Here is a 13,765-nt window from a genome sequence, read left to right as displayed (position 1 = left end):
TTTTATTCCGCCGAAGGGGGAGCGTCTCCCGCATCCCGGGTGGCTGATTCCCCACCCAAAAGGGCTTCCTCGTCATCCATGGGCACAATTTTGGTAACCGAGGCCACGAAATCGTTCTCATCCAGATTCTGCAGCCGCACCCCGGTGGCCATGCGGCTTTGGCGAGAAATCTCTCCGGCCCTGAGGCGAACCACCACACCATTGGCGCTGACCACCATCAGCTCGTCGTTTTCCGTGACGATGCAGGTATTGGTCACCCGGCTCTTGGCGTTTTTGAACTTGGTGGAAATCAGACCGATACCACCCCGGTTCTGGGAGCGGAATTCGGCCACGTTGGTACGTTTACCGAAACCATCGTTGGTGATGATCAACACATCGGCAGTGTGATCGTTGTTGGGCAGGGTGCTGAAGTCAACAATCTCATCGCCAGCACGCATTTTCATGGCGGTCACCCCCCGGGCGGTTCGGCCCAAGGGGCGCAGATCCTTCACCGGGAAACGAATGGCCATCCCCAGGCTGGTGCCAATTAACAGATCATCCTGATCAGTGGTGGCCATGACCCAACCCAGATAGTCGTTATCCTCCAGACCAATGGCGATAATGCCATTGCGACGGATGCTGTCAAAGTTGGTCAGCTCAATTTTCTTAATCCAGCCCTGCTTGGTCAGCATAATTAAAAAGTGACCCGAGGAGAAATCGGTTACCGGCAATACAGCGGTCACCGTCTCATCCTGCTCCAGGGCCAACAGGTTGATGATGGCCAGGCCCTTGGCGGTGCGCCCGCCTTCCGGCAAGTCATAGACCTTCAGGCCGTAAGCCCGTCCCTTGCTGGTAAAGAACAGCACCTTGCTGTGCATGCCAGCGGTAAAGAAGTGGGTGACATCATCCTCATCCCGGGTTTTGATGGCCCCTTTGCCCCGGGTGGCCCGGCTTTGCCGCTGGAAGGTATCCAGAGCGATGCGCTTGATGTAGCCCTGCTTGGTGATGAACACCGCCATGGCATCGTTGGGCGTCAGGTCTTCAATGCTGAACTCATCATTTTCATCCGGCTGGATGGAGGTTTTACGGACATCGCCGTATTTTTCCTTGGCTTCCAGCAGTTCAACTTTAATAATTTCCAGCACCCGGCCCCGATTGGCCAGAATCTCGTTGTACTCGGCAATCTTCACCATTAAGTCAGAATGTTCCGCATTGATTTTTTCCCGTTCCAAGCCGGTCAGGCGTCGCAGCTGCATTTCCAGAATGGCGTTGGCTTGCAACTCATCCAGACTGTAGTTGGTGGTCAGCTTCTCCCGGGCTTCCTCGGTGGAATTGGCGCTGCGGATCAGCTTGATAATGTTATCCATATCGCCAATGGCAATCATCAAACCGGCCAGAATGTGGGCCCGAGCTTCCGCTTTATTTAGCAAGAACTGGGTGCGGCGGACAATGACCTCCACCCGATGCTCAATGAACTCGCTGAGGACATCCACAATGTTCAGCAAGCGGGGCTGATTTTTAACGAGGGCCAGCATGTTGACCCCAAAGGTGGTTTGCAACTGGGTGTGCTTATACAGGTTGCGCAACACCACATCCGGCTTGGCGTCCCGCTTCAGTTCAATGACCAGACGCATGCCTTCCCGGTCAGATTCGTTGCGTAGATCGCTGATGCCTTCCAGCTTTTTGTCCCGCACCAGATCGGCCATTTTCTCGATCAGGTTACTGATGTTCACCTGGAAGGGCGTTTCGGTGACCACGATGGCGGTGCGCTCCTGACGACCACCGCCGCCCGGAATCTGTTCGATAGAAGCCACAGCCCGCATGACCACACTGCCCCGCCCGGTACGGAAGGCTTCCCGAATGCCGGAATAGCCAATGATACTAGCCCCTGTGGGGAAATCCGGCCCCTTGATGTACTGCATCATGTCATCCGGGGTCAGTTGCGGCTGATCAATCAGCGCCACCAAACCATCCACCACTTCCGTCATGTTGAACGGCGGAATGTTAGTGGCCATGCCCACGGCAATCCCGCTGGAGCCATTCAGCAACAGCATGGGCAAACGGCACGGCAACACGGAGGGCTCCTCTTCCGAGCCGTCGTAGTTGGGCACAAAGTCCACCGTGTCCTGCTCGATGTCTTCCAGCATGGTGGTGGCCACATGGGTCAGTTTACACTCGGTGTATCGCATGGCGGCTGCGTTATCGCCCTCAATGCTGCCAAAGTTCCCGTGACCATTGACCAACGGGTAACGGCTGGAAAAATCCTGAGCCAGACGCACCAAGGCGTCATAAACCGCCGTATCACCGTGCGGGTGGTATTTACCCAGCACTTCCCCCACCACCTTGGCGCATTTTTTAAACGCCTTGTCCGGGGAGAGGCCCATTTCGTGCATGGCGTACAAAATGCGGCGATGCACCGGCTTCAGGCCGTCCCGCACATCCGGCAGGGCACGGCCCACAATCACGCTCATAGCGTAATCAATGTAAGAACGGCGCATTTCATCCCGAATACTAATTGGAAGGATCTTGCCGTCACCAAAAATCTGCTGAGAACTCAAGGTATCTGCCTTTCCTGTTAAGCGCCCAAGTGCTGCACACACACAGGCTCAAACTGCGGGATCATCAGGAACTCTGCCGATTCCACGGCACTCTAACTAATTCCCATTGACATGTGGGCCCATTATACCCCAAAAGGGTTTCATCCGCTGGCCAAGAGATCCCTTTTGTTACCAAAGGCGCAACAACAGGAGACAACAAGCACAAGCGCTAGCCCGCATTCCAAAACCGCAGCCCCGGACGAAGCAATACAAAGGCAAACAGCCGCACCAGCCACGGCGGAATCAAAAATCGGTCGCTCAGGGCCACCTGGTACTGTTCCACCTGCAGCAACCAACCCGGCTCGCTCAGGGCTACCTGAACAAAGCCCGTCCGCCAGTCAAAGCGCACAATGGTCCCCGGCGCCACAGCCTTTGCGGGGGCAGCCCCTTCCAGAACAAAGCGGCTGTGATAAAACAGCACGGGCCACCGTCCCTGCAGGCGCGAATAACACACCACCCACGGGTATAGGGCCCGAATTTGCCGGGACAGGGCTTCCGGGGACTGAGACCAGTCCAGCAAACCGGACTCCTGCTTGAGCTGTCCAAAGTAACTTTTGGCCGTTTCATCCTGAGGGCGTTCCAGCAAGGGGTGGCCCAACAATAGATGATCCCGAAGCTGCCCAATCAGATCGGGAACCATTTCATAAGCAGCCACCACGCACTTGACCCTGACGGAATCGCCGGTTTCTTCCCGACTCAGGGGAACAGCCCGCTGCAACAGAATTGCCCCCGTATCAATCCCGGCGGCCATGCGATGAAAGGTAACCCCGGTTTCCTCCTCCTGCTGCAAAATGACGGAGGCGTAAGGATTGGCCCCCCGGTGGGCGGGCAACAATGAAGGATGACAATTCACCAGAATGACACCGGGAAATTCCAGCACGTGGGCTTTTAATATTTCCCCCCAGGAACCCACCAAAACCACATGCGGACGAATCTCCTGCAACAACTGAATGAATTCAAAACTGTTCATACCGGGACAGACAATATCGCGCAATCCAGCCTGAGCCACCAGGGCTTTAAAGTCATCTTCCACGGGCTCCCAAAAGGCCTGTCCACCGGGTCGGGCCGTCCAGCGAAACACGCCCGCCACCTCGCACCAATCGGGCAGGCTCAATAACCCCTGAAGCAAGGCCAACCCCAGATGACCATAGCCGCAGAGCAAAACTTTCAGGCGACGGGTGTCAGTGCTAAGGGTTTCCATGGGCGTACAGATACATTGAGATATTGGCCACCATATTCAGCTTGACGGGAAACTCCGGATTATCAGCGGCGGCGGGCTGTGGGTCCTCCACTTTCTCCGGTCGGGAGATGGTGACCTTGTTAATCCGAATCAATTTCTTACGAATCACCAGCTCATTGAGAACATCCACCAGAGCGGGATACGTTCCGCTCACCTTCAGTTCATAATCAAACCGCTCCACCGGCAATGTCGTGGAACCAATCTGGAACGGGACTCCCTGGGAAGCCTCCGGGGACGTGCCACCCGCAGACCCTGCCCCAGCAAGCTCCGGGTTGGCGGGAGCCGCGTCGGGAGAGGATGGCGCTTGCGATGGCGCTGCGGCGCCCGCTGAACCATTCCCCGCATTGGCATCGGCACCATCAGGCTTCAATAAATCCATCTGGGCACTGGAGAGGAAAGTCAGGGATGCCTCACTGCGCTGATCGTGGGGCGGCAGCAGACGCGGCAGCACGGTCTCCTCCCGCTTGTTGCCCTTGACCAGTTCCAGTATCTCGGCGGCCTCTGTCACCGCCACAACCTTGGAGGAATTCCCGGCAGGCACCGGAATCAATTCCGTCCTCATGCTTTTTAGCTGCTTCTCCAGCGTGCTGTACTGCTGTTCAAGCCCCTCACGCTCAGCCAGCAGCTTTTTCTGCTCCTCCAGCCCCTTGGTTCTGGCTTCCATCTGCTCCATACAGGGGCGCAACACGGTATCCCAGGTGCCCATGTAGATCAACAGAATGTTCAACACAATCAGCCCCAGAATTTTGAAGTCCAGGATGACCGCAAAAAAATTGCTCGCCAGGCGCTTCAGATTGATCCCGTCCTGCTGCAAACCCATAGCCTAGGGGCCTCCCATGGGTAACGCTGACGGCGACGAGGGGGGCATACCCGGCCCACCGCCCTCGCTGGATTGAGTGGCGTCCGGATTTTGAATGGTCCAGGTAAAATAGGCCTGCCCATCCGTGGATGTGGCCGGAGCCGCATTGGAAACCTGCAAATTGGACCCTGTGGCTATCTGGTTAAGGGGGGCCAGCATGGCGTTCACCGTACCCAGTTCAATGGCTTTGCCCTCCAGAGAAATGGCCAGCGGTTTTTCGGCAGCCCCAACCGCCAACTGGATTTTTTCCAGCCACACGTTGGGCTGGACCGTGGTGCCCAGACGAACCAGAAAATTGTTGGCCTGCACGTTGCGATCAATCACCGATTTAATAAATTTCCGACGCTGGACATCATCCATCTTGGCCGTATCAATACCAGCCCCCAGCTTGGCCAACTGCTCACTCACGGAGGCCCGCTCCATGTCCTTCTGCCACAGAAACAGGGCCATCACTCCCCAAATCAACAGGGACAAAAGAAACACCAGCACGTTGGAACCAATCAGCCAGACCATGGCCTCTTGCCGGTAGCGCAATACGCCCGCCAGATCAGATCCGCCCTCCATCTGAAAGTTGATGGCGGGCATATCGGCATATTGCTTGTAAAATATCCCCCCCAGACCCTCCAAAGTACATGGAAAAGCACCGTCCAGCGCCCCCCTTGAACGCAGGGTCAGGGCATTCTGGTCAATTTGAGTAACGGTGGCGGGCATCACAATTCGACACAGCAAATCTTCACTTTTCAGGCGATTGGCATTGTTCACGAATACCAGGCGTTCAAAAAACTGGTTATCCGTAAAAGCCTCAAAGTCCTGAATAATCTCCTGAATCGTGGCCATATCGTCCTCTTCGTTGATCGATAGAGGCGCGTCGGCAGTCTTTAAAATTTTGGTTCCTTGCTGAATAGAGGCAAAAAATGAGTAGTCGCTAATGACCAGCAAGCACCAGGGCTGCTCCTGTTCCAGTTCCTGAGAAACCGCTCCCGTTACCACCAGTCCCCGCAAAATACTGAAGTAACTTAACTCAATGCCCAGCAACGGAATACGGAGTTCCTGAAATACTTTCATGTATTTTTCAATTTCGGCCTTGGGAAAAGCCGAGTAAAGCAAGCGGGATTCATCCAGATTGATCCAGCCAATTTGCGGCTCGCTTTTTTTGAAAATATAAAATCGCTCCGCCTCGGAAACCAGGGCAAAGCGCAGCTCATCCTTGCTGAATTCGGCAGGCAGCTCAATTTCCCGGGTAAAAAAGCTGGGCAACACCAAAACAACGGGCGTGGTATAGGGAATCCGATTCATGCTGAACAGATCGCGAATGGTCTGCATCATCTGATCCCGGTCACTCATCTGCCGGGCGGCCGTGTCAAAGGAACAAGGCAAAGCGGACGCTTTTTCGATCTCGCCGGTTTTATCGTCAAACTGCACCAGTTCAACGTAATCCAGCGACGGAAACACGTTTATGGCAACAGGCAGCTTTTTTAAACTCATAACGCCCAACGGTACCAGTTACAAATCAATCAATTGGCACTTTCCTCACTATATCATACCCCATTAAACGCAATGAAAACCGCCCTCAGCGTCCTGACTCCTCCAAATGCAGGAAGTGCATACGGCACACAGGTTAAGCCGGGTAGGGGCTGTGGCCGGGCCTTCACAGAATTTACAAATCCCTCAAAACCGCATTGGGCCCACGGATTATCAATTTTTTACAGGAGAAAAACAAAGGGAGGTCAAAAAATTTGTAGGCAACCCGAGGATCTCTGCTATAATCATAGGGCGTGGATGATATCAGTCTTATGGAAAGTATTTGTTTTACGGACAGGGCTTGAGTGCGATTACTTTCCTCGGCGTTTTCTCCAATGAATAGAGGCAGATAGAGAAAAGCAGATAGAGAGTACCCAGGGTGAGTATGGCTTATACCAATCGTCAATTTGCTTACACGGAGGTTGCCTATCCCGAGCTACAACCCGTTATAGAACGGCAAGTAAAGCGGCAACCGGTCAGAAAATCTCAATACAAAAAAAGAACAACCCGGTTTGAGTACCTGTTGTACCTGACCATTAACGCGGCGTTGATTTTTGGGGTGGTGCAATGTGCCAGAACCCTGATTACAGCCAGCTTCAATTTATCGCAACTGGCCAGCAGCCAGGCTTCTGTTAAAACCTTTTTCAACCAAACCAAAGTGGAAAACAAGATTTTAAACGACAAAATCCGCGTGTATTCCTCTCCTTCAGGGATTGAGGAATTGGCCCGGAACTATCTGAACATGGTGGGTGAAAACGAGCTTCCGGTTCGTTTCCAATAAAATTTTCCAAACAACTTCCTTCCCAAGGTATCTCTATCAAAAGGCATCCACATTGCGGGATGCCTTTTTGCATGACGGGTTCACGGCCCCTTGCGAAAGCTGCAACGGGTTTGCCTCCCTGCGGTTCCAGCAGACATACTCAGCAGGCACAACGAACTAAAGTTTTGTAAACGCCCGGTAGGGTCTGGCGGCACAGAATTAAATTGAGGCGTGTTAATGGCCTTAACGCCTCATCCCCCATGAACCAAGCCAGGTTTTTTTCCGTGGTTTCATCCCTTTCCAATACAACCAAACCAGCGCCCAGAGCGTTCACTCCCCCACCGCCACCGGGGGATGGCTTGACTCATAACTCCCGCCACCAGCCGGACACACGGACACCCCCACAGGTGGCATGCGCCAGTCCCCAGCCAAAGGCCCAACCCGGATTGGGCCCAGCCTCTCCCCAGTTTGGGGCAAGCAGCGCAAAGCCTACCCAGTCACCCAAACCGCTGTTTCGGGACCAACTCTGGCACGCCTTCAAGGAAGGCGCCTGGAAATCCTACCGGCTTTTGGAAGAGGCGGTAAATTCTCTGGTGGCCGTGGGATGCCGGATGGCCCTGATGAGTACCTTTGTGTTTGGCAAAATGCCCAAGGCGATCTACGACTTTATTGAGCGTCAGACTTTCTATTCACCCATCAAAAGTTGCTCGCTGGAGTTGCTGGATGATGACGAACTGGCCGACAAAATTATTAAATGCCCCATCCCCTTTAAAACGGACGGTGGAAAACGCATTGATATTTCAGCCTGGCACATCCCCGAGGAACCGGGCAGCAACAAACCCACCATCGTTTTCAGCCACGGCAGGCACAGCAACATCAGTAACCTCAAGCATTATTTAAAAACCTTCAGCGATCAGGGGTATGGCATTTTGGTTTACGACTACCCCGGCTTTGGCAACAGCGAGGGCAAAGTCACCCTGGAGAACTGTTACAAGTCCGGTGTGGAAGTGTGCAAGTTTTTAAGCAAGCACAAGAAAATCCCGCTTGAGCAGCAAATTCTGGTCGGCTACTCGCTGGGAACGCACATCACCTCTCACATGGCAGCCACCATTGCCCAAAACGCCAACAACGAATTTGAGGGCAAAAAACCCAAATGCGTGGTGCTACTCAACAGCTTTCCCAAATTGAGCGATGGGGTCACCTATCAGAAAAAGAAAATCGCCGATCGTCTGTTTTTATTACCCAAACCGGTGGCCTTAAAAATCATCGATAAATTTTTTGACACCCGCAAGATGCGGGTGGACCTGAATACCCAGGCCAAGCTGGAGGAGGCCGCCCGGTTTAAAAAGCTCAATACGCTCATCATCAGCGGAGACGCCGATCGGGAACTGGATTATCGGGATGCCCAAAGAATGGCCGCCGACCTTGGCCTTCCGTTTAAAAAAATGGACGGCGTGGCCCATAATCTGAAAGAGAAAGACTGTCAGGCCCTATTCAAAATCCTGGAAGGTCATTTGGCCCAGATCGCTTAATGCGGGCCACCCGCCCGACCTAATAGTGATTTTCTGCCACCGTTTCCAACGGCAGGGCTTCTCCGGCCACAATTTGAACCCCGGAACTGGTGCCCAGCCGGGCAGCTCCCGCCTTCAGCAAGGCTTCTGCCTGAGCCCGGGTTTTGATACCGCCACTGGCTTTCACCCTGGTTTTTGGGTAAACCTTTAGCACCGTGTTCACCATGCGCTTCACCGTTTCCACCGTGGCTCCCAAGCCCCCTTCCACCATACCGGTGGAAGTTTTGACCATCAGCAGTCTTAATTCCGCGCACCAGCGACTGGCCAGCACCACTTCCTCATCACTCAGCAAGTCAGTTTCAATAATCGTCTTGATGGGCCGCCCCTGAGCCGCCTCCTGAATGGACTTCAGCCCCAGACGGGCCACCTCCGACCCACGGCGGGCATCCACTTTCAACTGCGGCACATCAATCACCACATCCAGCTCATCGGCCCCATCCAGAATGGCCTGACGGGTTTGCGACAATTTATCCGATAGCGGTTGACGCCCGATGGTGAGCTGCAGCCTCTCCGCCTCCAGCCTGACTTTAGCCGAGGGAAAGCCAATGACCGTGGCCACTTTGACCCCGGAGTCGGCCAGACGGGCCTTGCAAAAGGCCACATGTCGGGGCTGCACACAGACCGAGTAAAAGCCGTAGGTCAGGGCCTCCTCGCACAATTGGGCAATGGCAGCCTCTTCGTCCTCGCCGGGCGCAAACGTCAATTTGGTATGATCGATGGCCTTGGCCAACTGGGCCACCTGTAACTCAGCCCCGGTTGTTTGTGAACGTTGCATGCCAAACTCCTAACTCATTGTCTGCCCGATATCTGGCCGGTGTCTAATCGGTGCCCGCCCGGAACTTGTCCTGAATTGAGCCGACACACTTTCTCCTGATAAGACCATCTTACCCTTGAACGGGTCAGGCAATCAATTCCCACTTGCGTTTTTTTCCACCGGGATTGCCGGGAGGCTCCACCCGGGGCGGCGTGGACAAGAGATCCAGAGAACGCCGGGTCTGGGACTGCCCCTCTTCAAAAACGGTCACCAGCGGCAGGTGATCCGAGGCCTCCTTCCAGGGGGACGCCTCAAACGAACCGGCCACATAAGCCTGACGCACCAGCGGTGTGAGGGCCTTGGAGGTAAAGGTGTAATCCAGCTTGGCATCCGGGTAACCATGGGAGCGGTTGGTGGGAATGCACTGATGATCCTTGAGAATCACTTCTGACAGGGCCTCTTCTCCCTCCGCCTGACCCAGACGCTGCAAGGTCTGGATGACCGGGCGGCCCGCTTCGCTGTGATGATGCGTATTGAGATCTCCGGTCAGGAAGAGGGGGGCGTCAGGCTCGGCCTCCAGGCGCTTTCGCAGGATGGCGGCGGCGGCAGTGGCCTCCTTCATACGAACCGGGGCAGTCTTCAGCTCATCCCCGCGCATGGACTTGAGGTGGGCGTTGAATACGGTAAACCGATAGCCGCTTTCCGTCTCAAAGGTGGCCTCTAAAAAATCACGCACCGCCGCCCCGTGGGAGAGTTTGCAGAATTCCGTCCAATGACTTTTGGTGTCCACTACACGAATATTACCTTTGGTCATAAAGGCCAATTGATGCTGACTTTTGACCCACACCGGCTTACTAATAACATTGGGGTAGCGCCCGTTCAGGTACTTCAGATTGAATTGAGTCAACAGGCCTTTGTCCCCCACCTCCTGCAAGGCGATGACATCCGGCTCCTCCTGATTAATCACGTCCGCCAGGGCCTGAATGGAAGCCTGTGACTTAATATGGGCGTTTTTGGAAGACTGGTAGAAATTTTCCGCGTTGTAGGACATCAACTTGCGGAAGGGCCGCAACAACCGCAGATGATCCCTGGCCTCCTCATTCTCCACCAGAATGATGGGCTGAAACTCAGGCTCGACTGCCTTCCCCGGATGAGAGAGAAAGGCGGATGGCAAAAGCAGCGGGGCGAACCGGGCCATTTCCTCGCTGGACAAAGAGGTCAGACGTTTGGTATGGGCTTGGCGCACCCATTGCTTGCTCCCCCCGGAAGCATCAACAACCACCGGCCCCGGAGCCCTGACTGGTAGCTTGCCAGCGGCCACCCTTGGCGCAAAGAAAGAACGTGTCATCATCACACTCACACCCCTTTTAGGATCACCCAATATGCCTTGAGGGAGGCCCAATGGCCTGATCTCCATTCCCATTCCTGACATCCCAATTGTCTGACAATAAACTGACGAAGCACTCAAAATAGTTGTGTTTTAAAATTCTTGGCAATATTAACACAGTCGGGTTCAAAAACAAACCGTCATCCCACCCGGCCCAATGGACTGAAAAACCCTCACAACAAGTCTATCAGCCGTTTCAAGAACTGCTCAACTTGAGCCCCGCTATCCCCAGGGCGATACAGCCAATGCAGATCACCTTGATCACCGAGACCGATTCTCCCAGAAAGAACATACCCACCACGGCCACACCCAGCGCCCCAATCCCCACCCACACCGGGTAGGCCAGACTGATGGGCAGCACCTTGAGGGCCTGAGACAGCAAGACCAGACTGAGGACCATGGCCGTTGCCGTAAAAATACTGGGCCACAAACGCGTCCAGCCGTGGGTGGCCTTTAAACCCAAAGCCCAGCCCACTTCCAGTAGACCTGCCAATACCAGCAACACCCAGGCGTTCATAAAACGGCCCTCCTCAGCTCAAAATGGCTTGCGCTTGCGGCTGAAAAGGCGGCCAGGCCTGATCTTTGGGAGACAGTACCCGCTCCCCGACGTCTGGCCAGTCAATACCAAAGGCCGGATCATCGAACCGGGCCCCCACTTCCTGCTGTGGCTGGTAGGTGCCTGCCACCTGATAAGACACGGTGGAATCGGGTACCAGCGTTTGGAAGCCGTGCAAAAAGCCATGCGGCATGTACAACATGCGATGGTTCTCAGCGCTCAGCACCAGGCCATACCACTGAAGGTAGGTGGGAGAGTGGGGCCGGATGTCCACGATCACGTCAAAAATGGCCCCCTGAATGCAACGCACCAGCTTAGCCTCCTCGTAAGGCGCCCGCTGGCTGTGCAGCCCTCGTACCGTTCCGGCCTTGCGGTTGTAGGAAATATTGGTGCGGTTAAAGACCACCGAAATCCCGTGGGCCGCTGCGACCTCATCTTTCCAGCCTTCGGCGAAAAAACCGCGCTCATCCTCCAGCTTTTCGATATCCACCACAAAGGCGCCAGCAAGCGGGGTCGGGGTAAAAATCATTCGGGCAATCCCCTCTCTTACAGCGCTTTTTCAAGCTGGCAGACAAACAGAACCTGAAAATTCCAGTTCACCGGAAACGGCAGCTTGCGCAAGAAGCGCAACAGACCCGGGCTTTTGGCCGGATGCCGCATCACAAAGCGGTAAATGGGCGGCACCGTGGGGAAGATTCCCTGTCGCTCCACCACCCGAAAGCCTGCCCGTTCAAACAGTTCCTGATACTCCAGCATGGGCCGATCGCCGGGATGATGGCCCACCGAAGCGGTTCGCAACAAGCGCCCCCGGAACATCAGCTTGAGGCGGCTGGTAAAGTGGGCCAGATTGGGACAGGAAAAAATCAGGGTGCCCCCGGGCTTCACCACCCGGCGAATCTCGCTGATAGCGACAGATTGTTCGTTGTAATACAAATGCTCCAGCATATCCAGGCACATCAGGGTGTCAAAGGTATTATCCGCAAAGGGAAGCGCCGTTACACTGCCTTCCTGCACATAGGCCGAGGCGTAGTTTTTATCCACTCCCACAATCTCCCAACCCTGCCGGGCGTACTTTTCCACCAGAACGCCCTCACCGCAGCCAGCATCCAGAATTTTGCCGGACTGGCAGCCATAGCGGCGCAACAGCTCGTCAATCAATTCCACCTTGTTGATATAAACCGGGTAATAGCTCCAGTTGGGGTTCAGGTTGCGGTGAAATTCCCCCTGGCGGGCATACTCCCCTTTCAGGGAAGGCTGCACCGGCTCCAGCGGCGAAGTCGAGGTCTCAGGCAATGGCTCGGTCATGGGTGGCATGGTTGGCTCTGGGTCAATATGCCCTATTTAATCACAAAAAGCTGCGCCTGCCGATGCCCTTGGAACCCGCCACGCTCAAAGACGTCCACCCCTATTCCCTCCTCCGTCTATTCCCTCCTCCCTTTGTTCCCTCCTCCATTTACACGCTTTTAAAATCCCACTCAGCCAAAGGTGCCAGATCCCATGTATGATCAAACGTATGCGGTCTCCGTGAAACCGCCTGTATCCCCGGTGGCCCCTGGCCTGGAAAGACCCAAACAACCGACCATGTCCCAAGCCCCCTTCGCGCGTGGCCTGCACTGGCTTCACCTTCCCGACGCCAACACCGTGGCCCAACAGGCTGCTGCCATTGTGGCCGAGCAATTGGCCCAAAAGCCCAGCGCGTCCATCGTTTTTCCCACCGGAAATACCCCCTTGGGCATGTACGCCCAACTCCGCCAACGAAACGACATCAACTGGGAAAAAAGCCGCCTGTTTCAGTTGGATGAATACGTACGGCCTGAGTTTGATGGCCCCTTGCCCTACCAGACCTTCGCCGATTTTATGCAAAACGAGCTGTGGCGCTTTGTGGGGGGCCAAAAATTCTACATGGCCCAGTATTTTGAATGCCCCGCCGCCTATGAGGCCCTGATCACCCAGAATCAGGGGCCCGATCTGGTCATTCTGGGCATTGGCAAAAACGGACACATCGCCTTCAACGAGCCTGGCTCCCAACCGGATTCCCCCAGCCGGATTGTGGCGTTAGCCCCGCTGACCCGCATGAGCAACTTTGCCGACCCCACTCAACCGGGACTCCCCACGCAGGCCATTACCCTGGGGTTAAAAGCCATTCTGGGGGCTCGCCATATTTTAATGCTGGCTACCGGCGCCGGGAAACAGGACATTGTGGCCACGGCCTTTCATCCCCAAACCCCGCCCGATATCAACTGTCCGGCCTCCTGGCTCAAACAGCACCCCAACGTGACGCTCCTGACTGATTTTTAGGCTAACTGACTTTTTAAGGCATGACTGAGGTTCAGGACGGACTAACGATCAAGCCCACCGGCGCTGTGAACAAGCGGCACTTGAAGGCCAAAACGCTGGACCCTATACCGTTTCCCCCTTCTTAAAGGGCCCCGCAGGAAAGAGGCCAGCCAGTCCGCAATTTCACGCATTGAAATCCCACGCAATGCTGTTAGAATATGAAGCAGGGGTATGTGGTTGTCTGCGGTGGGCAGCATGTTATCG

At 55.0% G+C, this 13,765-nt stretch carries 12 protein-coding genes; 3 read left to right on the top strand and 9 right to left on the bottom strand.

The features are described 5' to 3' along the window. Positions 1-2 precede the first annotated feature (2 nt). The 4 genes from gyrA to DF283_RS02485 form a co-directional block, all read right to left on the bottom strand. Entirely contained in the window at positions 3-2,537 is a 2,535-nt protein-coding gene (gene gyrA, locus DF283_RS02500) for a DNA gyrase subunit A (protein ID WP_303673135.1), read from the bottom strand. A gap of 208 nt (positions 2,538-2,745) precedes the next feature. Beyond that, on the bottom strand, positions 2,746-3,777 hold the full coding sequence (locus DF283_RS02495) for a methionyl-tRNA formyltransferase (RefSeq protein WP_303673134.1): 1,032 nt from the start codon (positions 3,775-3,777) through the stop codon (positions 2,746-2,748). Next, on the bottom strand, positions 3,764-4,636 hold the full coding sequence (locus tag DF283_RS02490) for a hypothetical protein (RefSeq protein WP_303673133.1): 873 nt from the start codon (positions 4,634-4,636) through the stop codon (positions 3,764-3,766). The genes DF283_RS02495 and DF283_RS02490 overlap by 14 nt, the downstream gene beginning before the upstream one ends. A 3-nt stretch (positions 4,637-4,639) precedes the next feature. Then, complete coding sequence (locus tag DF283_RS02485) at positions 4,640-6,160, bottom strand: type IV pilus biogenesis protein PilM (protein ID WP_303673132.1); 1,521 nt, start codon at positions 6,158-6,160, stop codon at positions 4,640-4,642. A 421-nt stretch (positions 6,161-6,581) separates the two neighbouring features. Here DF283_RS02485 and DF283_RS02480 point away from each other — a divergent pair, with 421 nt between their 5' ends. After that, the gene (locus tag DF283_RS02480; RefSeq protein WP_303673131.1) at positions 6,582-6,977 is read left to right on the top strand and encodes a septum formation initiator family protein; all 396 of its coding nucleotides are present in this window, start codon (positions 6,582-6,584) and stop codon (positions 6,975-6,977) included. A 338-nt stretch (positions 6,978-7,315) separates the two neighbouring features. After that, a complete protein-coding gene (locus tag DF283_RS02475) occupies positions 7,316-8,488 on the top strand; it encodes an alpha/beta hydrolase (protein ID WP_303673130.1) in 1,173 nt (390 codons plus the stop codon). 19 nt (positions 8,489-8,507) lie between these two features. On the opposite strand, the gene deoC is transcribed toward DF283_RS02475, so the two are convergent. From deoC to DF283_RS02450, 5 genes are all read right to left on the bottom strand, one after another. Then, positions 8,508-9,302 (bottom strand): deoxyribose-phosphate aldolase, encoded by a 795-nt coding sequence (gene deoC / locus DF283_RS02470; RefSeq protein WP_303673129.1) that lies wholly within the window; start codon positions 9,300-9,302, stop codon positions 8,508-8,510. 124 nt (positions 9,303-9,426) lie between these two features. Then, positions 9,427-10,632 (bottom strand): endonuclease/exonuclease/phosphatase family protein, encoded by a 1,206-nt coding sequence (locus DF283_RS02465; protein ID WP_303673128.1) that lies wholly within the window; start codon positions 10,630-10,632, stop codon positions 9,427-9,429. A 232-nt stretch (positions 10,633-10,864) separates the two neighbouring features. After that, positions 10,865-11,185 carry a DMT family transporter gene (locus tag DF283_RS02460; protein ID WP_303673127.1) on the bottom strand — a complete coding sequence of 107 codons (321 nt, stop codon included), beginning with the start codon at positions 11,183-11,185 and terminating at the stop codon, positions 10,865-10,867. A 13-nt stretch (positions 11,186-11,198) separates the two neighbouring features. After that, positions 11,199-11,753 (bottom strand): dTDP-4-dehydrorhamnose 3,5-epimerase, encoded by a 555-nt coding sequence (rfbC, locus tag DF283_RS02455; RefSeq protein WP_303673126.1) that lies wholly within the window; start codon positions 11,751-11,753, stop codon positions 11,199-11,201. 17 nt (positions 11,754-11,770) lie between these two features. Next, on the bottom strand, positions 11,771-12,538 hold the full coding sequence (locus DF283_RS02450; protein ID WP_303673125.1) for a class I SAM-dependent methyltransferase: 768 nt from the start codon (positions 12,536-12,538) through the stop codon (positions 11,771-11,773). Positions 12,539-12,721: 183 nt separating this feature from the next. Between DF283_RS02450 and DF283_RS02445 the strand changes: the two genes are divergently transcribed. Next, the gene (locus DF283_RS02445) at positions 12,722-13,522 is read left to right on the top strand and encodes a 6-phosphogluconolactonase (RefSeq protein ID WP_303673124.1); all 801 of its coding nucleotides are present in this window, start codon (positions 12,722-12,724) and stop codon (positions 13,520-13,522) included. The last annotated feature ends 243 nt before the right edge of the window (positions 13,523-13,765 follow it).

This window comes from Vampirovibrio chlorellavorus (assembly GCF_003149375.1).
GTDB lineage: Bacteria > Cyanobacteriota > Vampirovibrionia > Vampirovibrionales > Vampirovibrionaceae > Vampirovibrio > Vampirovibrio chlorellavorus_B.
This window is presented reverse-complemented; position numbering and strand designations above follow the sequence as displayed.

Coding starts and splice junctions, on each gene's coding strand:
- DF283_RS02480 (WP_303673131.1), top strand. CDS start 6,582: ATGGCTTATACCAATCGTCAATTTGCTTACACGGAGGTTGCCTATCCC.
- DF283_RS02460 (WP_303673127.1), bottom strand. CDS start 11,185: ATGAACGCCTGGGTGTTGCTGGTATTGGCAGGTCTACTGGAAGTGGGC.
- deoC (WP_303673129.1), bottom strand. CDS start 9,302: ATGCAACGTTCACAAACAACCGGGGCTGAGTTACAGGTGGCCCAGTTG.
- rfbC (WP_303673126.1), bottom strand. CDS start 11,753: ATGATTTTTACCCCGACCCCGCTTGCTGGCGCCTTTGTGGTGGATATC.
- DF283_RS02490 (WP_303673133.1), bottom strand. CDS start 4,636: ATGGGTTTGCAGCAGGACGGGATCAATCTGAAGCGCCTGGCGAGCAAT.
- DF283_RS02465 (WP_303673128.1), bottom strand. CDS start 10,632: ATGATGACACGTTCTTTCTTTGCGCCAAGGGTGGCCGCTGGCAAGCTA.
- DF283_RS02450 (WP_303673125.1), bottom strand. CDS start 12,538: ATGCCACCCATGACCGAGCCATTGCCTGAGACCTCGACTTCGCCGCTG.
- DF283_RS02445 (WP_303673124.1), top strand. CDS start 12,722: ATGTATGATCAAACGTATGCGGTCTCCGTGAAACCGCCTGTATCCCCG.
- DF283_RS02485 (WP_303673132.1), bottom strand. CDS start 6,160: ATGAGTTTAAAAAAGCTGCCTGTTGCCATAAACGTGTTTCCGTCGCTG.
- DF283_RS02495 (WP_303673134.1), bottom strand. CDS start 3,777: ATGGAAACCCTTAGCACTGACACCCGTCGCCTGAAAGTTTTGCTCTGC.